General features: G+C 72.3%; 20 protein-coding genes. 7 read left to right on the top strand and 13 right to left on the bottom strand.

All coding sequences use genetic code 11. From position 1 onward, the window contains the following. Window positions 1-4 precede the first annotated feature (4 nt). Window positions 5-2,698, top strand: a complete 2,694-nt coding sequence (locus J2Z30_RS26115) for a carbohydrate-binding protein (protein ID WP_044580155.1) — start codon at window positions 5-7, stop codon at window positions 2,696-2,698. On the opposite strand, the gene J2Z30_RS26110 is transcribed toward J2Z30_RS26115, so the two are convergent. The 6 genes from J2Z30_RS26110 to J2Z30_RS26085 all read right to left on the bottom strand — a co-directional run bounded on the left by J2Z30_RS26110 (window position 2,695) and on the right by J2Z30_RS26085 (window position 8,566). Next, entirely contained in the window at window positions 2,695-3,471 is a 777-nt protein-coding gene (locus tag J2Z30_RS26110; protein WP_044580154.1) for an ABC transporter ATP-binding protein, read from the bottom strand. The two genes, J2Z30_RS26115 and J2Z30_RS26110, sit on opposite strands and share 4 nt — an antisense overlap. Before the next feature lie 7 nt (window positions 3,472-3,478). Continuing rightward, window positions 3,479-5,113, bottom strand: coding sequence for a benzoylformate decarboxylase (gene mdlC, locus J2Z30_RS26105; protein ID WP_044580153.1), 1,635 nt, complete (start codon window positions 5,111-5,113; stop codon window positions 3,479-3,481). An 81-nt stretch (window positions 5,114-5,194) separates the two neighbouring features. Then, window positions 5,195-6,019, bottom strand: a complete 825-nt coding sequence (locus tag J2Z30_RS26100; RefSeq protein ID WP_044580152.1) for an ABC transporter permease — start codon at window positions 6,017-6,019, stop codon at window positions 5,195-5,197. After that, window positions 6,016-6,825 (bottom strand): ABC transporter permease, encoded by an 810-nt coding sequence (locus J2Z30_RS26095; protein ID WP_044580151.1) that lies wholly within the window; start codon window positions 6,823-6,825, stop codon window positions 6,016-6,018. Before J2Z30_RS26095 ends, J2Z30_RS26100 begins: the two co-directional genes overlap by 4 nt. Then, complete coding sequence (locus J2Z30_RS26090) at window positions 6,822-7,805, bottom strand: ABC transporter substrate-binding protein (protein WP_209468845.1); 984 nt, start codon at window positions 7,803-7,805, stop codon at window positions 6,822-6,824. Before J2Z30_RS26090 ends, J2Z30_RS26095 begins: the two co-directional genes overlap by 4 nt. 29 nt (window positions 7,806-7,834) lie before the next feature. Beyond that, complete coding sequence (locus J2Z30_RS26085; RefSeq protein ID WP_044580149.1) at window positions 7,835-8,566, bottom strand: dienelactone hydrolase family protein; 732 nt, start codon at window positions 8,564-8,566, stop codon at window positions 7,835-7,837. Window positions 8,567-8,786: 220 nt separating this feature from the next. Between J2Z30_RS26085 and J2Z30_RS26080 the strand changes: the two genes are divergently transcribed. The 3 genes from J2Z30_RS26080 (at window position 8,787) to J2Z30_RS26070 (ending at window position 11,051) form a co-directional block, all read left to right on the top strand. Next, on the top strand, window positions 8,787-9,608 hold the full coding sequence (locus J2Z30_RS26080; protein WP_044580148.1) for a maleylpyruvate isomerase family mycothiol-dependent enzyme: 822 nt from the start codon (window positions 8,787-8,789) through the stop codon (window positions 9,606-9,608). An 87-nt stretch (window positions 9,609-9,695) separates the two neighbouring features. Next, on the top strand, window positions 9,696-10,202 hold the full coding sequence (locus J2Z30_RS26075; protein WP_044580147.1) for a mycothiol transferase: 507 nt from the start codon (window positions 9,696-9,698) through the stop codon (window positions 10,200-10,202). Between the two features lie 87 nt (window positions 10,203-10,289). Next, window positions 10,290-11,051 (top strand): ArsR/SmtB family transcription factor, encoded by a 762-nt coding sequence (locus J2Z30_RS26070; protein ID WP_044580146.1) that lies wholly within the window; start codon window positions 10,290-10,292, stop codon window positions 11,049-11,051. Between the two features lie 27 nt (window positions 11,052-11,078). Here the strand turns inward: J2Z30_RS26070 and J2Z30_RS26065 are convergent, their stop codons facing one another. Next, the gene (locus tag J2Z30_RS26065) at window positions 11,079-11,747 is read right to left on the bottom strand and encodes a pentapeptide repeat-containing protein (protein WP_044580145.1); all 669 of its coding nucleotides are present in this window, start codon (window positions 11,745-11,747) and stop codon (window positions 11,079-11,081) included. Between the two features lie 383 nt (window positions 11,748-12,130). Between J2Z30_RS26065 and J2Z30_RS26060 the strand changes: the two genes are divergently transcribed. From J2Z30_RS26060 to J2Z30_RS26050, 3 genes are all read left to right on the top strand, one after another. After that, a complete protein-coding gene (locus J2Z30_RS26060) occupies window positions 12,131-13,141 on the top strand; it encodes a hypothetical protein (protein ID WP_209468844.1) in 1,011 nt (336 codons plus the stop codon). A gap of 125 nt (window positions 13,142-13,266) precedes the next feature. Further along, window positions 13,267-13,530: a hypothetical protein gene (locus J2Z30_RS26055; RefSeq protein ID WP_052701858.1), complete on the top strand. Its 264-nt coding sequence runs from the start codon at window positions 13,267-13,269 to the stop codon at window positions 13,528-13,530. A 207-nt stretch (window positions 13,531-13,737) separates the two neighbouring features. After that, the gene (locus J2Z30_RS26050; RefSeq protein ID WP_044580143.1) at window positions 13,738-14,001 is read left to right on the top strand and encodes a hypothetical protein; all 264 of its coding nucleotides are present in this window, start codon (window positions 13,738-13,740) and stop codon (window positions 13,999-14,001) included. Window positions 14,002-14,080: 79 nt separating this feature from the next. Here the strand turns inward: J2Z30_RS26050 and J2Z30_RS26045 are convergent, their stop codons facing one another. From J2Z30_RS26045 to J2Z30_RS26020, 6 genes are all read right to left on the bottom strand, one after another. Beyond that, entirely contained in the window at window positions 14,081-15,256 is a 1,176-nt protein-coding gene (locus tag J2Z30_RS26045; RefSeq protein ID WP_044580142.1) for a damage-control phosphatase ARMT1 family protein, read from the bottom strand. 39 nt (window positions 15,257-15,295) lie between these two features. After that, complete coding sequence (locus tag J2Z30_RS26040; RefSeq protein ID WP_044580141.1) at window positions 15,296-16,135, bottom strand: pentapeptide repeat-containing protein; 840 nt, start codon at window positions 16,133-16,135, stop codon at window positions 15,296-15,298. Window positions 16,136-16,213: 78 nt separating this feature from the next. Then, on the bottom strand, window positions 16,214-16,453 hold the full coding sequence (locus J2Z30_RS26035; RefSeq protein WP_044580140.1) for a hypothetical protein: 240 nt from the start codon (window positions 16,451-16,453) through the stop codon (window positions 16,214-16,216). 199 nt (window positions 16,454-16,652) lie between these two features. After that, complete coding sequence (locus J2Z30_RS26030) at window positions 16,653-17,795, bottom strand: inorganic phosphate transporter (RefSeq protein WP_044580139.1); 1,143 nt, start codon at window positions 17,793-17,795, stop codon at window positions 16,653-16,655. 203 nt (window positions 17,796-17,998) lie between these two features. Next, window positions 17,999-19,189, bottom strand: a complete 1,191-nt coding sequence (locus J2Z30_RS26025; protein ID WP_044580138.1) for a flavin-dependent oxidoreductase — start codon at window positions 19,187-19,189, stop codon at window positions 17,999-18,001. Beyond that, the gene (locus J2Z30_RS26020) at window positions 19,189-19,614 is read right to left on the bottom strand and encodes a YybH family protein (RefSeq protein WP_044580137.1); all 426 of its coding nucleotides are present in this window, start codon (window positions 19,612-19,614) and stop codon (window positions 19,189-19,191) included. Before J2Z30_RS26020 ends, J2Z30_RS26025 begins: the two co-directional genes overlap by 1 nt. Window positions 19,615-19,691 lie beyond the last annotated feature (77 nt).

Below are 19,691 nucleotides of genomic sequence, written 5' to 3'. Positions count from 1 at the left end.
GTAGATGAGACCCACGCTCAGGCGCATATCCCTGGCCGTCGCCGCGGCGATGGCCGTCTTCACCGCGGCATTACCGGGCACCGCGACGGCGCAGGGCGGGCAGGGGCAGCAGGGGCGTACGTATCACGTCGCCACCTGGGGCGCCGACCGCGACAGCGGCAGCCCGCGCCATCCGTTCCGCACCATCGGCCGCTGCACCGAGCAGGTCGGGCCCGGGGACACCTGTCTGATCCACCGCGGGAACTACCGCGAGCGGGTCGCCCCGCCCTCGGGCCGCGCCGACGCCCCGGTCACCCTGGCGGCATACGGGGACGGGCCGGTCACCGTCGACGGGACGCGAGCGGTGACCGGGTGGCAGGACGCGGGCGGCGGTCTGGTGGCCGCCGATGTGAAGCTCCCGCTCGACCGCAGCGAGAACGCGCTGTTCCTGGACGGCGAGCGCGCCATGGAGGGCCGCTGGCCCAACTCAGGCTCCGATCCGCTCAATCCGTCCTGGGCGGTGGCCGAGCGCTCCTCCACCGATCAGCACATCGACGACCCGGATCTGCCGGACGGCGACTTCACCGGCGCCACCGTCCATCTGTGGGCCGGTTCCAACCCGTGGAGCCAGCAGACCGGCACCGTGAACGCCACGTCGGACGGCGCCCTCGATTTCCAGGGCGGCAACTACCGCTGCACCCCGCTGTGCATGGGCGACCAGGACTACCGCAACTACTACCTGGTCGGCGCCAAGGCCACGCTGGACCAGCCCGGTGAGTGGTACTACGACAAGGACGCGGGCCGCCTCTATCTGGTCCCGCCCAAGGGCGGTATCGCGGGCCACACCGTGACCGCGAAGCACGAGAGCTGGGGCGTGGACCTCTCGCGCAGCTCGCATGTCACCGTCCGCGGCCTCGAGCTGTGGGGCACCTCGCTGCGTACCGGCGCCGACAGCACCGGTGTGCTGGTCGAGGGGGTCCGGGCCCGCTACATCTCGGAGTTCTCCACGCTCCCCATGCCACGCGACGACGAACTGGCCATCCCGCCCGGCGAGGGTCACATCGTCGCCTCGCGGGTGCTGAACTCCGGCGTCCAGATCCTCGGCCACGGCAACACCCTGCGCGACAGCGACATCGGCTATTCCGCGGGCACGGGTGTGCTGCTGCGCGGCAGCGGCAACACCGTCACCGGCAACTACATCCACGACGTGGGCTGGATGGGCAGCTACACCCCCGGTGTCGAGATCAACGGCAGCGGCCAGACCGTCACCCACAACACCATCCGCCGCACCGGCCGCGCGAGCATCGACACCGCCTGGCAGCTGAACGGTGTGCCCTTCCACGACAACCGGATCGCCTACAACGACCTCTCCGAGGCGATGCGCACCTCACGCGACGGCAGTCCGTTCTATGTGTGCTGCAACCTGGACGCCAAGGGGACCAGCGTCGACCACAACACCGTGCATGACGCGGACGGCCAGGTCGGCTACTACATCGACAACTCCTCCGGCAACTTCCTGCTGCACCACAACGTGGCGTACAACACCGGCACCCGCGGCACCTTCTTCAACGGCCACAGCAGTGTCAGCCTCGGCAACCGCGACCACAACTCCTCGTACGGCACGGGCATTTCCACCGCCGCCGTCCGGCTGAGCGGTGCGACCGACGCCACGGGGACGTATGTGAGCAACGACGTGGCGCTCACCCCGATGGAGGTCTCCGGCCCCGGCGACCCCGCCCCCGTCGTACGGAACAACCTGCTGCCGCCGGCCGATCCGCGCTACACCGACGCGCGCAACGGCGAACTCTGGCCGCGCGCGGACTCCCCCGCCATCGACGCGGGCGAGAAGGTCGACGGGGTGACCGGCGAGGTCCGGGGCGACGGGCCCGACCAGGGCGCGTACGAGTACGGCGAGCCCATCTGGTCGTCCGGCTGCCGGCTGGCGGGCTGTGAGACCCGGGTCCGCAACGACGGCTGGAAGGCGACCGCCTCGGATGGCGCCGATGCCTCGGCCGCCGTGGACGGGGTGCAGACCACCCAGTGGAAGGGCGACGCTCCCCAGGCCGCCGGTCAATCCCTCACCGTGGATCTCGGCACCGCGAAGACCTTCGGCCGGCTGGCGATCGACGCGGGTCTTGACGCCACCGGACACCCCTCTGGCTTCACCGTCTCGGTCAGCCGCGACGGCGAGCACTGGGGGACGCCGGTGGCCCGGGTCAGCGGCCGCTCCTTCACCCAGGACGCGGTCTTCGGGCAGCGCACCGCCCGCTATCTGCGGATCGAACTGACGCGGCCGGGCGAGAGCCCCTGGGCGGTGAACGAGGTCCGGCTCTACGCCGACGGTCCCGACGCGGCCGCCACCCTGCAGGCGGAGCGCGCCGAGGTGGTGCGGGGCGTCGAGCGCGGCGAGGCGGCCACCTCGGTCCTCGGAACGGGGGACGCGATCGGCTTCGGGGGCGTGCGCTTCGGCGCGGGCGCGGACACGCTGACGGTGCGGCTGGCGTCCGGCGGCTGCGGGGACTGCGCCCTGCGACTGCGCCTGGACTCACCCGAAGGACCGGTGGCGGCCACGCTTCCGGTGCGCGGGACCGGTGGCACGGACGAGTGGCGGGAGCGTTCGGTGCGCCTCCCCCGTACGGTGACCGGCTCCCATGACGTCTACCTCGTCGCCACGGGTGGCCACCGGGTGGCCGCCGTGGACTGGCTGACGTTGCGTTAGGCGCGAGGAGGTGGGGGCGTGGCCGCTCCCTGGCGGACCGCGCGCCCCACCTCCGTCCGCAGCGCGATGAACTCCGGCAGTCCCCGGGTGGCGATCTGGTCGCGTTCGGCGGGCAGCGCCACCGGCAGGTCCGCCCGCACCCGGCCCGGCCCCGCGGCCAGCACCACCACCCGGTCCGCCACATAGACACTCTCGTCGATGTCATGGGTGACCAGCACGATCGTCATTCCCTCGGCCCGGTGCAACCGCAGCAGCAGATCCTCCAGATCCTCCCGGGTCTGGGCGTCCAGCGCGCCGAACGGCTCGTCCATCAGCAGCAGCGCGGGCCGGGCGGCCAGGGCGCGGGCGAGCGCGACACGCTGCTGCATGCCGCCCGACAGCTGCCAGGGGTGGCGGCGGGCGGCGTCGGCCAGGCCCACCTGCTCCAGCATGGCCACCGCCGCCGCATGGCGTTCCGCGCGGGGCAGTCCGCGCCGCCGCAGCGGAAGGGCGACGTTCTCCCGCACCGAGAGCCAGGGGAAGAGCGAGCGGCCGTAGTCCTGGAAGACCACTCCGAGCCGGTCCGGGACGCCGTCCACCACCTCCCCGTCCAGGGTGATCCGCCCGGCGGAGGGGCGGAGCAGCCCCGCGACACAGCGCAGCAGGGTGGACTTGCCACAGCCGGACGGGCCGACGAGGGTGAGCAACTGCCCGTCGGGGACGGTGAGTTCGATGTCCTGGAGCACATCGGGGCCGTCGCCGTAGCGATGGCTGAGCCGGTCGATCCGCAGCATGTCCGCCTCACCGGGCCCAGGGCTCGTACGCCGGTGAGTCGTCGGCGGGGACCCGGACCTGGAGCAGCAGGGGGCCGTCGTCGCGACCGAGGGCGAGGGCCCGGTCGAGGGCCTTGGGGAGGTGGTCGGGGTGCTCCACCCGTTCGGCCGGGCAGCCGAAGGACCCGGCGAGCGCGGCGAAGTCGACGCCGCCGATGTCGGTGCCCGGCACGGGTGCGATGCCGATGCGGTGGCCCAGCGCCTTGACCGCGCCGTAGCCGCCGTTGTCGAGCAGGACGTAGCTCACCGGGGCGCGGTGCCGGGCCGCGGTCCACAGGGCCTGCACCGAGTAGAGCGCCGAGCCGTCGCCGACGACGCACACCACACGTTCGCCGTCCGCGAGGGCGCGGCCGACCGCGAGCGGCAGCCCCCAGCCCAGCGCGCCGCTGCCGGTGGTGAGGAAGCGCCCCTCGCCGCTGATGGGGAGGCGGGCGTGGAGGGCGTCGCGGTGGCTGGGGGTCTCCTCCACCAGCACGGTGTCCCGGGGCAGCCGCTCGCGCAACAGGTCCATCACCAGCTCGGGGGAGATCTCCCCCGTCGAAGTGACCGGCAGCGGCTCGGGGGCGGGCCGCGGCGGTGGCGCGGGCCGGTCGGCGGACCGGACGAGACCGGTGAGGGTGCGCAGGGCGGGCCTGAGGGTGGTGACGATGCTGGTGCCCACCGGGAGCCACGCCGCCTGCGCGGGGTCGCAGTCGAGGTGGTACAGCTCGGTGCCGTCGGCCAGCGGCGGGGCCTCGCTGTGCACGTGGTAGGTGAACAGCGGGGCGCCGAGCGCGACCACCAGGTCATGGGCGGCCAGCCGGTCCGCCAGCTGGTCGGCGACGGGTGGCAGAAAGCCCTGGAAGAGCGGGTGGCGTTCGTCGAAGCCGGAGCGCCCGGAGAGCGGGCTGATCCACACCGCGGCCCGTAGCCGCTCGGCCAGTCCGGCCACTTCGCGTACGGCGCGCTCGTCGTCCACGCCCGGCCCGACGACCAGCGCGGGGCGCGCCGAGGCGTCGAGTGCTCGGGCGAGGCCGGTGAGCGCGGTGGGGTCGGCGGTGTAGCCGCCGTGCACGGTGCGCGGGGCGACCGGCTCGGCGGAGCGGTCCCAGTCGTCCTCCGGTACGGAGAGGAAGACCGGGCCCCGGGGGTGGCTCATGGCGACGCGGTGGGCCTCGGCGAGCGCGGCGGGCACATCGGCGGCCCGCTCCGGCTGCCTGCTGAACTTCACATAAGGGCGCGGGAACCGGGCCGGTTCGTCGGCGCCGAGGAAGGGCCGCAGCGGCAGCAGCGCACGGGACTGCTGCCCAGCGATGATCACCACCGGCACCCGGTCCCGGTAGGCGTTGAACACCGCCCCCAGGGAGTGGCCCACTCCCCCGGCGGAGTGCAGGCTGACCAGCGCCGCGCGCCCGGTGCCCAGGGCGTGGCCCGCGGCCATGGCGACGACGGTGGACTCCTGCAGGCCGAGCACATAGCGGAAGTCCCCGGGCCAGTCGCGGAACATCCGCAGTTCGGTGGAGCCGGGGTTACCGAAGACGGTCGTCATCCCGGTGGCGCGGCACAGTGCCAGCACCGCCTCGCGGACCGTGGTGGTCGGGGGGTGGGCGGTGGGCTCGGCCATGGAGCCACCTCCTCTGCTGGGTGTGGGGGGCGTGTCCTGCGTCTGCTGGATGGGGGCGTGTCCTGTCCTGCGTACGGGTGGTCAGGTGCGGTGCGCCGCGCGGTGTCTGCCGAGAGCCAGGCGCTCGACGGCGAGCAGCGCGCTGTTGAGCAGATGCCCGAGCGCGCCGAGCAGCACCATCACCGCCCACACGGTGAGCAGATCGGAGCGGGTCTGCGCGTCGGTGAGCGAGAAGCCTATGCCGTCGGCGGTGCCGGGCAGCAGCTCCGAGAACACCATCAGGATGAGCGAGAGCGACAGGCTCAGCCGCAGCCCGGCGAAGATGCGCGGAAGCGCGGCGGGCAGATAGAGCAGCACGATCCGCTCGGTTGGCCGCATCCGCACGGTGGCGGCGACGTCCAGCCGCAGCGGGTCGATGCCGCGGACCCCCTCGGCCGTGTTGATCAGTACGGGCCAGATGGCGCCGAAGACGATGGAGGCGAGCTGCATCGGCGTACCGAGGTCGAAGACCACGACGAAGACGGGCACCAGCGCGGGCGGGGGCACGGCGCGGGCGAACTGCAGCACCGGATCGCACAGCGCGTACACGGTGCGCGAGCGGCCCAGAGCGAGCCCCAGCACGATGCCACCGGCCGCGGCGAGGGCGAATCCGGCGAGCACCCGGCCGAGGCTGGGCAGCAGATCGCGGACCGCCGCGTCGGTGAGGAACGCCCGTTCGGCGGGGCCGGAGAACCACAGGTGATAGCCGTGGTCGACGATCCGGGCGGGGGTCGGGAAGAACACGCTGCCGCGGGCCCGAGCGGCGAGTTGCCACAGGACCACCGCCGCCACCGGGACGCCGAGCCGCAGCGCGAGGGTCCGGGGCAGCCGCCGCGCGGCGCCGAACGGGGTGGCCGGCGCGGTCATGCGCCGCTCCCGCGGTGCTCGGGCGCCCAGGGGAACAGCCGCCGTTCGACCGCGGTGAGCGCCAGATTGATGACGAGGCCGAGGGCTCCCGCCCACACCACTCCGGCCAGTACGTCGCGGGTGCCGTCGGTGGCCATGCCCGCCTGGGCGATGAAGGTGCCAAGACCCTCGCCGAATCCGGCGAGGATCTCGCTGGCCACGGCGAGGATCAGGGCGGTGGCCGCCGCGATGCGCACCCCGGCGGCGATGAACGGGGCGGCCGAGGGCAGACCGGCCCTCAAGAGGACGGCGAGCCGCCCGAAGCCGAAGGCGCGCAGCGTGTCCTTGGCCAGCGGATCGGTCTCGCCGAGCCCGTAGACGGTGTTGAACAGCACGGGCCAGACACACGCGTAGGCGACGAGGGCGACCGTGGTCTCGCTGCCGGCGCCGAGCAGCAGCGACACCAGGGGGATGAGGGCCACCGACGGCACCGGGCGCAGGAACTCGATCAGCACCCGCGCGGCCTGCGCGGCCGCCGGCACACTGCCCAGCAGCAGCCCCAGGGGGATCGCGAGGGCGCAGGCGAGGGCGAGCCCGGTGGCCCATGCCTCGAGGGTGGCGCCGACGCCGTTCAGGAAGGCGGTGTCGCCGCCGAGTTCGACCGCCCGTACCAGCACCTCGGAGGCGGGCGGCAGGAAGGCGCTCCGCACCATCCCGGAACGGCCCAGGGCCTCGCAGGCGGCGAAGGCCACGAGCACGCCGACGGCGCCGAGCAGCGCGTTCCTGGCCCGCCCGGCGCGCTTCCGCCTGACCGTCGCGGGGCTCACTCGGCCCGCTGGTAGAGGACGGCGGCGGGGTCGAGGTCCTTGGTGAGCAGCTTCTGCGTCCGCATGAGGGAGATGAGCCGCTTCAACTGGGCGGCGCTGGAGGTGGCCGGGTAGCCGGGCAGTCCGATGGCGGCGGCCTCCGCCGGCTTGATCTTCGTATAGCCGGGCAGCGCCTTCTCCACGGCGCCACGGTCCTTGGCGGCCACGGCCTGGGCGGCGGAGATGGCGCGCTGGAAGGCGGCGGCGGTCTTGGGGTACTTGTCGATGAAGGTGTCGGTGGTGACATAGCCGCTGAGCGGCAGTCCGGCGACGGGTGCCGCGTTGCCGTCGACCACCGTACGGGCCTTCAGCTCGCGCTTGAGCGCGGTGGCGAAGGGCTCGGCGGCGTGCACGGCGTCCACCTGGCCCCGCTCCAGCACCGAGCCCATCTGCGGGAACGGCACCTGCCGGTAGTCGGGCCGGCCGGCTCCGGCCTTGCCGAGGGTGGCGTTGAGGGTGAGCGACTGGACGTTGTTGAGGATGTTGACCGCGACCTTCTTGCCCTCGAGGTCCCGCGGCTCCTTGATCTTGGAGTCGGCGGGCACCAGCACATCCATCATGTGCGGGGCGTTGCGCGCGCCCTCGGCCAGCACCCGGGTGGCCAGGGTGCCCTTCTCACGGGCCTGGAGGAACGTCACGAAGTTGGCGCCGCCGATGACGTCCACCTGGCCGTGGGCGAGCGCGGGCAGCGCCTGGACGCTCTGCTGGACCGGCTGGACCCGGACGTTCAGCCCTTCCTTCTCGAAGAGCTCGCGGTCCATGGCGATGTGCAGGGCGGCCACGTCCGCGAGCGGCAGTCCGGCGACCGTGAGCGTCTTCTTCTCCGGCCCGCCCCCGGCGCCGGAGTCCTCGTCGGAGCCGCCGCATCCGGCGAGAAGCACGGCGGTGACCGTGGCGGCCGCGGCCAACTTTGCCGGGGGTAAGCGCAGTTGGTCTCTCATGGCATTTCACGATAGGGGCCGTGCGCTGTTCACACCATGGTCGGGAACACCTCGTCGAACAGGTCGAGCATGGCCCGCCAGGCCCGCTCGGCGGAGGGCCGGTGGTAGCCGATCCCCGGGCGGGCCACGGGATCGGGTTCGAGGCCGGGGTGGGTGAAGCTGTGCGGTGCGCCGCCGTGGAGGTGCATGCGCCAGTCCACCCCGGCGGCCCGCATCTCCTCCTCGAAGGCCAGCCGCCGCTCGACCGGGATGAACGGGTCCTCGGACCCCACACAGACCAGGACCCTGCCGGTGATGTTGGCGGCGTCCTCGGGCCGGGTGCTCGTCAGACCGGGGTGGAAACCGACCACGGCCTTGAGGTCCGCGCCGCTCCGGGCGAGTTCGAGGGCCAAGGTGCCGCCCAGGCAGTAGCCGATGGCGGCGAGTCGCGAGGTGTCGGTCCGGGGTTCGGCGGTCAGCACCGCGAGCCCGGCTCCGGCGAGAGCTCGCATGCGGTCGGGGTCGGCGAGCAGTTCGTCGATCCGGGCGAACATCTCCTCCCGGTCCTCGATGAACCGTCCGCCGCCGTGGTAGTCGAGGGCGAAGGCCACATAGCCGAGTTCGGCGAGCCGGTCGGCGCGCTCGCGCTGGTGGTCGGTGATGCCGGGGCCCTCATGGGCGATCAGCACGGCGGGGCGGGGGTCCGTGCCCCCGGGCAGCGCCAGATGGCCCACCATGGTGGTGCCGTCCACGGGGTATTCGATGCGTCTGGTCGTCACCATCGCCGCGCTTCCTTGTCCTTGGTCCTGGGGTCCGGGGCGTCGAAGTGTGTGTTCCCGGGCGTCCGTCGGCGTCGAGCCGGATGAGGGGAAGCTAACAGCGGCCGTGCGCCGGGCCCGTGCCGCTTCGCCGGGGGCCGATTCGCTCTGCTGACAGCGAAGGCGCACCGAGTGGCCGGGCGGTGTATGGCAGCGGCGGTCGCGGCCTGGCAGAGTGCGGCCCATGGACTATTCAGCCCATTTCCACCGTGAGATCGTGGCGTTCGAGCAGGCGGCCCGTGGCGCCGCCGACGGGGCGGACGCGCCGCTGATCCCCTCCTGCCCCGACTGGACGATGTCGGATCTGGTGCTGCACCTGGGCGGGGTGCACCGCCTGGTGGCCCGCGTCATCCGGGAGCGGCTCGACCGGCAGCCGGACATCACGGACGCCACCCTCTTCGAGCTTCCCGAGGACCGCGGGGGCTGGCCGGCGCCCACGGGCGGGCCGCATCACGGGCCGGTGCCGGTGAGTCTCGTCGACTGGTTCGCCGAGGGGGCCGCGCGGCTCGAGGCGCTGTTCCGGAGCGAGGATCCGGAGCTGGCGGTGTGGACGTGGTCGGCGGAGCGGACCGCGGGTTTCTGGCTGCGGATGCAGACCATCGAGGCGGCCCTGCACCGCTGGGACGCCGAGCAGGCGGCCGGCGGGCGGGCCCGGCCGGTGGAGCCCGGCCTCGCGGTGGACGCCGTGGCCCAGACCTTCGAGGTGATGGCCCCGGCCCGGCGGGCGTGGCGGGAGGCCCCGGCCGGGGCGGGCGAGCGTTTCCGGTTCCGCCGGACCGACGGTCCGGGCCTGTGGACGGTCCGTTTCGACGGCGACGACGTACGGCTCACCACCGGAGCCGCGGACGAGGACACCGACGTGGCGTCCGGCGATGTCGAGCTGGCCGGGACCGCGTCGGACCTGATGCTGTTCCTGTGGCAGCGGCTCCCCGCGGACCGGCTCGACAAGGTGACCGGCGACCAGGCGGTGCTCGACCGCTACTTCACCCTCGTCCCGCCCGTGTGAACCGCGGCCCGGCGAGTCGGCACCCCGCGGCCGGGGCCGCGGGGTGCGACCATGGCCGGGAGCCGACCACGAGCGAGGGAGCCGCGAATGAACAGCGCCGATCTGCTGGCCGACGCCTTCGAGCGGGTACGCGAGGAGGTGCGGTCGGCCGTGGACGGGCTCTCGGCGGACGAGTTGGCCGTACGGCTCGTCAGCGGGGCCAATTCGATCGCCTGGCTGGTGTGGCATCTGACCCGGGTCCAGGACGACCACATCGCCGACGCCGCGGGCACCGAGCAGCTGTGGACGTCCGAGGGCTGGGCCGAGCGGTTCGGTCTGCCGTTCCCGCCCGAGGCCACCGGCTACGGCCACCGGAGCAAGGACGTGGCGGCGGTACGGGCGGACGCCGAGCTTCTCACCGGGTACTACGACGCCGTCCACGAGAACACCCTGGCGTTCGTGCGCGGCCTGCGCGACTCCGATCTCGACCGGATCGTGGACGAGCGGTGGACCCCGGCGGTGACCCTCGGCGTCCGGCTGGTCAGCGTGGTCTCGGACGATCTGCAGCACGCCGGGCAGGCGGCGTTCATCCACGGCGCGGTCCGCAGGCGATAGCGCGAAATCACCGGGGACGGGGGCCGTCGCATCGCTCGCATTGACATGCAGGCAACCACCTGCATAACGTTCGGTGTGAGCTCAGAGATGGACAAGGTCTTCAAGGCGCTGGCCGACCAGACCCGGCGGTATCTGCTGGACCGGCTGCATGAGCACAACGGCCAGACGCTGGGCGAGCTGTGCCGGCGGCTGGAGATGACCCGCCAGTCGGCCACCCAGCATCTGGCCGTCCTCGAGGCCGCCAATCTAGTCAGCACGGTCCGGCGGGGCCGCGAAAAACTCCACTACCTCAACCCCGTCCCCCTCAATGAGATCCAGGACCGCTGGATCGACAAGTTCGAGCGCCCGCGGCTGCGCGCGCTGAGCCTGGTGAAGCGACAAGCGGAGGAAGCGATGGCCGACAAGCCGGCGTTCGTGTACGTCATCTACATCGAGAGCACACCGGAGAAGGTCTGGCACGCGCTGACCGACGCCGACCTCACGGCCGAGTACTGGGGCCACAGCAATGTGTCGGACTGGCAGGTCGGCTCCCCGTGGGAGCATCAGCGGACGGACGGCACCGGCACCGCCGATGTCGTCGGCACGGTCGTGGAGAGCTCACCGCCCACCCGGCTGGTGACCACCTGGTCCGCGCCCGACGCCGATGCCACCGCCGAGCCCTCCCGGGTCACCTTCGACATCCAGCCGCACGGCGACATCGTCCGGCTGACCGTGACCCATGAGAACCTGGCCGACGAGGCCGAGCGGACCGCGGCGGCCGGTGGCTGGGCCGCGGTGCTGTCCAATCTGAAGTCGCTGATCGAGACGGGGAGCCCGCTGCCGCAGCAGCCCTGGCTGATCCCCCGGTGAACCTCGGTCACCGCGGGACGTGGGGGCTCACCGTGCGTCCCCACCGTCCCGGACCGTGATCCCCAAGGCGTCGGCGAGCATCGGCGCGAGCTCCGTCAACTGCCCGCTGCCGATGGTGGCGCCGCCCAGCGCGTCATAACCGTCGGCGATCTCCAGCCGGGTGGCACCTCGCAGATCGACCTTCGCCATCCGCGCCTTGCCGAACCGCACACCCTCCAGCGCCGACCCCGGGAACGCCACCTCCGTCAGCCCCGCGCCGCCGAGGTCCACATCGCGCAGCAGACAGTCCACGAAGGTGACGTTCCGCAGGGTGGCGGTGCGGAGGTTCACCGATTCCAGCTTGCATCGGTGGAAGGTCACCCGGTGCAGCCGCGCGGAGAACATCTCGAGACCGGCCAGCACACAGCCGCCCAGCTCACCGTCCAGCCAGTCGGTGTCCGCAAGGTCGGTGCCCACCCAGCGCACCCCGTCCAGCCACACCTCATTGAACCGGGCCCCGCGGCCGCGGCCCCCGGCGAAGGTCACCGAGGAGAACGCGGACTCGAGGAACCGGGCGTGGTCGCACACGGCCCCGTCGAAGGCGTCGCCGTCCAGATGAACGGTGTCGTAGTCGCCTCCTTCCGCCAAGTCCCCGTCGAACGGCCGCAGATGGTCCGCGAAGGGCAGATCGGCGAGTTCACGGGGGGACGGCACCATGCGAGGGCTCACTTTCCTGGGGTGCGGACCGCGTACGAGGCCGATACTGCCATCCGCGACCGACAACCCCGCCGAGGCCATGGCGGGGACGGCCACCGACCGCCGGGAACCGAAGATTGGCCGAGTGGCATGTCGTTCAACCGCGCCGAACAGGACAACCTGCCGCCCTGCCACCCTCCTCGACCGGCCCGGGAGCGGCCTCCGGGCCCGGGTCGGCACCCGCACCGGAGGGGTTTCTTCCAGGTAGCGGCCGAGCCGGGAGTCGGCCACGATCCACTAGCCCACAGCGCAATGCACTGTCAATCCGTCATTTCAGGGAATATCCCTGTGTTCGGTGACCAGGCTAGTTTTCTGCTCGCCCTGACGCCGGGTCAGGCGCATGGATGACGGAAGGCAGGTCGACGCGGGTGATGCGCAGCCGAAGGGACATGCTGAGGGCGGCTACGGCCGTGGCGGGCGCGGCCGCCGTGGGAGCGGTGGGCGGCGGGGTCACGACCGCCGCCGCTGCCACGCCGGCGGCGCGACGGCCAGGAGGGGTGCGGCGGCCAAGAAGGGTGCTGAGCTCGGTGGGGACGCGGCTCAACACCTTCAAGGACGCTTCGGGGCTGGTGACCGTCTCGGTGTTCTCGCACCGGGGCAATCCCGCTCAGCAGCACTGGACCGATGAGACGATCCTGGTCGGCGACGGGGACATGGTCGCCATCGGCGGCGGGGCCACCGCGGTGGAGTACCCCAATGGGGCGTTGCTGACCGCGTCGTATCCCACGGACGACCTGTCGGGCTGGACCGTCAGCTCGAAGGACCACATCGACGCGCAGGCGCATGAGCTGGTCTCGTACGTCATCGGTCTGAAGATCGCCGGAATGAGCCGGGACGAGCTGCTGCGATCGGTGTACGTATCGCGTGCGGACAGCGGACTGGCCCCGCATCCGGAGGCCGAGGCCAATCTTCCGTCGTCGAATGAGTACGTCCTCGTCGGCGGCGGGTTCCGGGTGGACTGGCACGGCGGCGGCAATCTCGCCACCGCCTCCTTCCCCTCGACCGAGACCTCCTGGAAGGCCCGGTCGAAGGACCATCTGGTCTCCGACCCCGCCAACCTCCGGGTGTTCGCCATCGGTCTCCGGCGCTTCCTCCCGGTGGGTTTCGTGTCCAACAGCTTCACCCGGGCCGACTCCGGCCAGTCCCCGCACCCGGCCGCCGTGGCGTCCGTGGAGCCCGGTTTCGCGCTCACCGGAGGCGGCGCGGAGGTGCACTACCGGGGCAGCGGCAATCTGCTCTGGAAGCTCGAACCGGCCACCACGCAGACGCCGAGCTACAGCGCGGCCGCCAAGGACCACCATGTGTCCGACCCGAGCACGATCACGGCCTACTCCGTGGGCATCCGCCTCAACTGACACCGGGGCGGATCGCGTAGGCCGGACGGGTCACTCCACGGTGCGCTTACCGCGCTTTCTCCGGTTTTCACCCGTTAAATCTCATGGTCAGATATCTCACTCCGCGACCCAACACGGAGGAATCCATGCAGATCGCGAAGAAGGCCGTCCTGCTGGCCGCGACCGCGGGCGCCCTGGCGCTCCTCGGCACCGGCACCGCAACCGCCCAGGGCTACGGCGGCGGCTCCGACAGGAGCGCCGACGTCCCCAGCAGCATCAACCTGTCCAGCTTCATCTTCCAGAGCAACGACTGTGACACCCTCAACGGGGGCGCCTACTCCATCGGCGGTGCCGCCCCGAGCGGTGACGTCAACATCGGCAGCACCTGCCTCAACAACATCGGCGGATAACCTCCGACGGAACCCCGGCGAACGGGGTCGCCGACTCGGCGCGCTCCCCTCACCTCGCAGCGGTGGGGGGAGCACGTCTCTTTCGACCGGATGACGTGGTGCACCGAACGGGTCACTTCCCGGTGCGCTTACCCGACTTTCTCCTGCATCCCTCCGTTAAATCTGATCGTCAGATATCTCGCACTGCGAACCGACACGGAGGAATCCATGCACATCGCGAAGAAGGCCGCCCTGCTGGCCGCGACCGCCGGCACCCTGACGCTTCTCGGCACCGGCGCCACAGCCGCCAACGCCTACGGCGGCGGCTCCGACAGAAGCTCCGAAGTCCCCACCAGCGTCGACATCTCCACCTTCATCTTCCAGAAGAACGACTGTGACACCCGTAACGGGCAGGCGTTCTCCACCGGCGCGCTAGGCCCGAGCGGTGACATCAAGATCGGCAGCACCTGCCTGAACAACATCGGCGGATAACCTCCAACGGAACCCTGGCCGCCACAGTCGCTGAAGCAGCACGCTCCCCTCACCCCTCAGGGGCGAGGGGAGCGCCGCCTCACCGCCGTACCTGGATCAGCGCATGGGCGCCGCTGGTGCGCCAGTGGTTCTCATGCGCGTCCAGCGCGGCCACGGTCCGCCCGTCGAGCCCGACGACGACATCCGACTTCAGGGTGCGCAGCGCGGCCACCGGGCCGGGGAAGTACCCGGTGCGGTCCGCGAAGGAGGTGGTCGGGGGCCACAGCCGGTCGCCGACGAGGCGGCGGTAGTTCAGATCGCCCTTGAAGACGGTGAGCGTGGCCCCGGCGAACTCGCTCCGCAGATCGCCGGGCATCTGCTCGTACGGCAGCGGGGCGCGGAAGAAGTCGTGCGCCCGCACCGTGAGCCGCCCGTCGCCCATGGCGGCCCACAGCCGTCCGCCGGTCCCGGCCGCGGCGCCCTCCGCCCGCACCAGACGGCGCAGACAGTCGACGACATCCTCGGTGGTGGCGTCGGATACGTAGTACGGATACGGCTTCACCTGGAGCACCACCCGCTCGGCGCGCCCGTGGTGGAGCACATGGTCGATGAGGACGAGGTCAGGGAGCAGCTCCCGCCCGGCGTTGTCCGCCACCACGCACAGCGTGGCGGGGGCGCCGACGGGCAGCAGCGACCACAGCGCCTCCGAGTCGTCCGCGACCAGCGGCGGAGTGTCGGCGCCAGGCGCGTCCGCGGCCGATGAGGAGATGCGGAAGCCCAGGTCCGCGCGGTTGCCCCAGAGTGAGCCGTGCACCAGCGCGGCCGCCTGTTCCCCGGCGGGCTCGCGCAGGATGTCGTCGAGCGTGGCCAGTTCGGCCTCGGCCTCGGGGGTGTCCAGCTCGGCCTGTTTGAAGGGGCGGAACGGGTCGACGCCCCGCCAGGGGCCGTCCGCGAAGTAGCCCACGGCCTCCAGGAGTCGGCGGTAGAAGTAGCTCTCCGCCCACAGGAACGGGACGTCGAACCAGGACCGGCCGAAGTGCTCCCGGCCCCACACCGCCCACCGGTCGTGGTCGTACGCGGTGGGCGGGAGCGGGGCGATGGTGCCCTCGGCGGCGTTGTCGCGCAGCGCGTCGAGGGCGCGGTGCTGCCCGGGGCCGTACGGGAAGGCGTCGCGCACCTTCTCGATCAGTGCGGGGTGGCGCTCGGCCAGCACGCTCCGGGCGAACGATCCGGGCTCATCGCTGCGGACAACGGGCGCGTCGACGGTGTCGGACATGGCAGCCAGGGTCGCACACCGCGCGGTGGCGCGGCGGGGTCACCAGTGCGCGGGGCGGGTGAGGGACGGCGGCAGCCGGGTGGCGGAGTCGCCCTTGGCCGCGTTCAGCTGGGCCTGGGTGAGGAAGACGGCCCCCCGCAGGTCGGCCGCGCTCAGGTCGGCGTCCCGGAAGTCGGCTCCGATCAGATCGGCCGCCGTCAGATCGGCCCGGGTGAGATTCGCCGCGATGAGACAGGCGCCACGGAGGTTGGCGCCCCGCAGATCGGCTCCGCTCAGGTCGGCGCCGATGAGATCGGCGCCCCTGCGGTTCTTCTTCTTGCCCGGGATCCGGGCCCGCACCAGCTCGCTCGTGCGCAGCAGCAGCTGATTGACCCGGTCGCGGTGGGCCGCCACATCGAGCTCCCTCAGCTCGGAGGCGCTGCCGAGGGTGAGGCGCTCGGTCTCCCGCAGCGCCTCGCGCAACGCACCGTGGACGGGCCGGGCGGGCGGCAGGGCCAGCGCCTCGGTGAGGTACCAGAGCAGTTCGTGCAGGTGGCGCATGACGGGGAAGGCGGCGAACATCTCGGAGGCCGTCCCGGGGTGCCGCCGCCAGTCGCGGCCCCCGAAGGTGAGCCGGGAGACCTTCTGCCCGGCGCCGAAGCAGTCGTAGACCGTGCAGCCCGGGAAGCCCTCCTCGCGCAGCCGGGAGTGGATTCCGCAGCGGAAGTCGGCCCGGAGGTTGCGGCAGGGCTCGCCCGCGTCCTTTCTGATCGCGAAGTCCGTGGAGGCCGCGAAGGGCAGGGCGACACAGCACAGCCCGAAGCAGTTGGCGCAGTCGGCCCGCAGGGCGGGGCGGTGCGCGGCCGGGCCGGCGGAGGGGGGTTCGGTCGTATCTGACACGGTGCGTGGTCTCCCGCGTGGACAAGAGCACCGCGGTGCGGGGCGGTGCTCGGTGGCGTTCCATTGTCGCAAGTGGAGTCAGCCGGGAATGATCAGCTCGATTCCGTAGGCGGCGATCGCCAGGCACGCGGCGAAGCACACCACCGCCGCGGCCGCCGCCACCGTGTCGAGGCGGCCGCGGCGAGCCCCGTGGCGCGGGGTGCCGCCACCGGCGCGGGCCCAGGCGGTGACGCCGAGGGAGAACAACACGACCACCAGGACGGTGACCCCGAGGCTGACCCCGAAGACCCCGCCGATCGTGCCCCAGGTGGTGCCCATACGGATCACCTCCTTCTCGGGGGTCCTAGGGGGCTTCTGATGGATCTCCGCGGCGTCGCGACGCCCGGCACGCCCTCTCGCCGCACCGGACAAAACCCCTAGTAGCTCCGCTACGAGGGCTCCCGCCCGGCACGCCGAGAGCACGCACCGAACGCCGCTCCTTCCTCCACGGAAATCCATCAGAAGCCCCCTAGCCGGGTCAGACGGTCGTGTCCAGGGTGCGCCCGGCGGGCTCGGGGGCACCCGGCTCGTTGACGTTGTCCGGGTTCACCGGGCGCCGGCGCGAGAGCACGTAGAAGCCGACCGCCGCCGCGACGGCGACGCCCGCCACGAGGGCCACCCCCGTGTTGCCCTGGCCCGCCACCCAGGCCGCCACCCCTCCCACGGCCGCCGCCGCGGGCAGGGTCAGCAGCCAGGACACCGCGATCCGTCCGGCGATCCCCCAGCGCACATGGGCCAGCCGGCGGCCGAGCCCGGCGCCCAGGATGCTGCCCGTGCACACCTGGGTGGTGGACAGCGGGAAGCCCAGGTGCGAGGAGGCCAGGATCACCGCGGTGGCGCTGGTCTCGGCGGCGAAGCCCTGCGGGGGCTGGATGTCGGTCAGCCCCTTGCCCATGGTCCGGATGACCCGCCACCCGCCGGCATAGGTGCCGAGTGAGATCGCCAGACCGGCGCTGAGCACCACCCACCACGGCGGCCCGGAGCCATGGCCGAGCACACCACCGGCGATGAGGGTGAGGGTGATGACCCCCATCGTCTTCTGGGCGTCGTTGGTGCCGTGGGCGAGGGCCACCAGGGACGCGGATCCCACCTGGCCCGCGCGGAAGCCCTTCCGCGCCGCGGGGGCGGCCGCGCGATGGGTGATCACATACGCGAGATAGGTCGCCAGCATGGCCACCACACAGGCCACCACCGGTGAGGCGACCGCCGGAATCACGATCTTCCGGACGATCGCGGTGAAGCGCACCGCGGATTCCCCGGCGCCCACCCACACCGCGCCGATCAGCCCGCCGAACAGGGCGTGCGAGGAGCTCGACGGCAGCCCGGCGAGCCAGGTGATCATGTTCCACAGGATCGCCCCGATCAGCCCCGCGAAAATCATGACCGGGGAGACCTTGACGTCGTCGACGATGCCGTTGGAGATCGTCTTGGCCACTTCCGTGGAGAGGAACGCCCCGGCCAGATTGAGCACCGCGGCGACGAGGACGGCGAGCCGGGGCGACAGCGCCCCCGTGGCGATGGACGTGGCCATCGAATTGGCCGTGTCGTGGAAGCCGTTGGTGAAGTCGAAGGCCAGTGCCGTGAGGATGACGGCCACCAGAAGGAAGGAGACGGAGTCCATTCCCGACCTCCCGCACCAGGAGTGGTCCGGCACATCGATCGCGTCGGACCGTCTCGTGAAGACCGCTGTCTGATGTCCACGCTAAGCGCGGTGTCAGACGGGCGCCAACGCTGATGTCCGGCCCAACGGCCGGGCCGGATCGGCGCCGTGGAATACGGCCCCGCCGGGCTCCGGTGCCGTACCGCTCCCCGCCGGTCGGAGGCTCACCGGCAGCTCAGGGAGGGGCGGGCGTTGACGTTGCGCACATCGCCTCCCGTGGTGTCCCGGTAGGTGTCGGTGACGCGGGCGAGCTCCTCGGGGGTCCGCGCACCGGCCCGGTTCATGGCCCGGTTCGCCCGTACGACGGCCGCCGTCGCCGCGCGGCGCTCGGTCTCGTAGCGGGACAGCGCGGTGGGCACATCGTCCGCCCGCGCGAACTCACGGGCGAGGACGCGGGCGTCCACGACGGCCTGGGACGCGCCGTTGGCCCCCACCGGATACATCGGATGTGCGGCGTCGCCGAGCAGGGTCACCCGGCCACTCCCCCACCACGGCAGCGGCTCCCGGTCGACCATCGGGTATTCGAGGATCTCGTCGCAGCCGGTCAGCAGACCGGGCACATCGAGCCAGCCGAGCCGCCAGTCCTCGAAGTACGGCAGCACATCGGCGAGCCGCCCCGCCCGGTTCCAGACCGCTTCGCCGGTGAGCGGCCCCGGCTCGGACATCCGCACCTGGCAGACCCAATTGACCCGGCCGCCACCGATCGGATACGCGACCAGCTCGGCGTCCCCGTCGCGCACGATCACCATTGAGCGCCCGGTCAGAAATGGCTCGGCTCGTGTGGTGCCCCGCCACATCCGGATGCCCGACCACAGCAGCGTGCCGTCCCTTGGGTGCAGCGCGGCGCGGACCGCGGAGTGCAGCCCATCGGCGCCGATCAGCGCCCGCGCGGCCGTCTCCCCGACCGTCCCCGTCGCCCGGTCGAGGACGCGTACGCGCACACTGTCCCGCTGCCCCGAGTCGTCGAATCCCACCACCCGCGCCCCCGTGCGGACCGCGTCCGCGCCCAGGCGCTCGCGGACCGCCGCGAGGAGCAGCCGCTGGAGCTCCCCGCGGTGGACCGAGTACTGCGGCCAGCGGTAGCCCTGGGCCAGGCCACGCGGCTCGGTGAAGAGCCGCGTGCCGAACCGGTCGCAGTACACGTTCTCGGCGGTGGCCACGCCGATGGCGGCGAGCTCGTCGCCGAGGCCGAGTTCGATGAGCTCGCGCACGGCGTGCGGCAGCAGATTGATCCCGACGCCGAGCGGCCGGACCTCGCGGGCGCTCTCGACGACCGCCGTCTCGACCCCGGCGGCGTGCAGGCTCAGGGCGGTGGCCGGTCCGCCGATCCCGCCCCCGGCGATCAGCACACGCATCACTCGGCTCCGGCCTCGGGGCGGGCCCCGGAGCGGATCTCGGGGCGGATCTCGGGGCGGATCTCGGGGCGGATCTCGGGGCGGTCGATGATGCGCAGCCAGGTGCCGTCCGGCTGGCGGCGGGCCACCTGCACCCGGCCGCCGGTGTTGTCGGCGGGGCGGGTCGAGGTGAGGGCCAGATCGCCGTAGCGGACGGTCGGCAGCGCCTCCTCCACCTGGAAGGGGCGCGGGGCGTGCGCCAGCATCCGTTCGCAGACGGCGCGGATCGCCTCGCGGCCGACGGTCGTGGCACCCGGCGGGTAGGCGAGCACCGCGTCGGGCTCGTAGAGCTCGGCCAGCCCCTCGGCGTCCCCGGCGTTGGCACGCTCCACGAACAGCCGGGCCAGATCCTCGGGGGTGGTGGCGCGGGCACGGGTCTCGGTCATGGTCGACTCCTTGTCTCCGCCTCCACCCTCCGGCGAGCGCGAGCAGAAGTCCAAGAGATGATTGGTCTGGTTGCTAG

This window comes from Streptomyces iranensis, from assembly GCF_017874715.1.
In the GTDB taxonomy this organism is placed as follows: Bacteria; Actinomycetota; Actinomycetes; order Streptomycetales; family Streptomycetaceae; genus Streptomyces; species Streptomyces iranensis.
This window is presented reverse-complemented; position numbering and strand designations above follow the sequence as displayed.

Excerpts from the sequence above, each read along its gene's own strand:
- J2Z30_RS26115 (WP_044580155.1), top strand. The coding sequence starts at position 5 with ATGAGACCCACGCTCAGGCGCATATCCCTGGCCGTCGCCGCGGCGATG.
- J2Z30_RS26110 (WP_044580154.1), bottom strand. The coding sequence starts at position 3,471 with ATGCTGCGGATCGACCGGCTCAGCCATCGCTACGGCGACGGCCCCGAT.
- mdlC (WP_044580153.1), bottom strand. The coding sequence starts at position 5,113 with ATGGCCGAGCCCACCGCCCACCCCCCGACCACCACGGTCCGCGAGGCG.
- J2Z30_RS26100 (WP_044580152.1), bottom strand. The coding sequence starts at position 6,019 with ATGACCGCGCCGGCCACCCCGTTCGGCGCCGCGCGGCGGCTGCCCCGG.
- J2Z30_RS26090 (WP_209468845.1), bottom strand. The coding sequence starts at position 7,805 with ATGAGAGACCAACTGCGCTTACCCCCGGCAAAGTTGGCCGCGGCCGCC.
- J2Z30_RS26085 (WP_044580149.1), bottom strand. The coding sequence starts at position 8,566 with ATGGTGACGACCAGACGCATCGAATACCCCGTGGACGGCACCACCATG.
- J2Z30_RS26080 (WP_044580148.1), top strand. The coding sequence starts at position 8,787 with ATGGACTATTCAGCCCATTTCCACCGTGAGATCGTGGCGTTCGAGCAG.
- J2Z30_RS26075 (WP_044580147.1), top strand. The coding sequence starts at position 9,696 with ATGAACAGCGCCGATCTGCTGGCCGACGCCTTCGAGCGGGTACGCGAG.
- J2Z30_RS26070 (WP_044580146.1), top strand. The coding sequence starts at position 10,290 with ATGGACAAGGTCTTCAAGGCGCTGGCCGACCAGACCCGGCGGTATCTG.
- J2Z30_RS26065 (WP_044580145.1), bottom strand. The coding sequence starts at position 11,747 with ATGGTGCCGTCCCCCCGTGAACTCGCCGATCTGCCCTTCGCGGACCAT.
- J2Z30_RS26060 (WP_209468844.1), top strand. The coding sequence starts at position 12,131 with ATGACGGAAGGCAGGTCGACGCGGGTGATGCGCAGCCGAAGGGACATG.
- J2Z30_RS26055 (WP_052701858.1), top strand. The coding sequence starts at position 13,267 with ATGCAGATCGCGAAGAAGGCCGTCCTGCTGGCCGCGACCGCGGGCGCC.
- J2Z30_RS26050 (WP_044580143.1), top strand. The coding sequence starts at position 13,738 with ATGCACATCGCGAAGAAGGCCGCCCTGCTGGCCGCGACCGCCGGCACC.
- J2Z30_RS26045 (WP_044580142.1), bottom strand. The coding sequence starts at position 15,256 with ATGTCCGACACCGTCGACGCGCCCGTTGTCCGCAGCGATGAGCCCGGA.
- J2Z30_RS26035 (WP_044580140.1), bottom strand. The coding sequence starts at position 16,453 with ATGGGCACCACCTGGGGCACGATCGGCGGGGTCTTCGGGGTCAGCCTC.
- J2Z30_RS26030 (WP_044580139.1), bottom strand. The coding sequence starts at position 17,795 with ATGGACTCCGTCTCCTTCCTTCTGGTGGCCGTCATCCTCACGGCACTG.
- J2Z30_RS26025 (WP_044580138.1), bottom strand. The coding sequence starts at position 19,189 with ATGCGTGTGCTGATCGCCGGGGGCGGGATCGGCGGACCGGCCACCGCC.
- J2Z30_RS26020 (WP_044580137.1), bottom strand. The coding sequence starts at position 19,614 with ATGACCGAGACCCGTGCCCGCGCCACCACCCCCGAGGATCTGGCCCGG.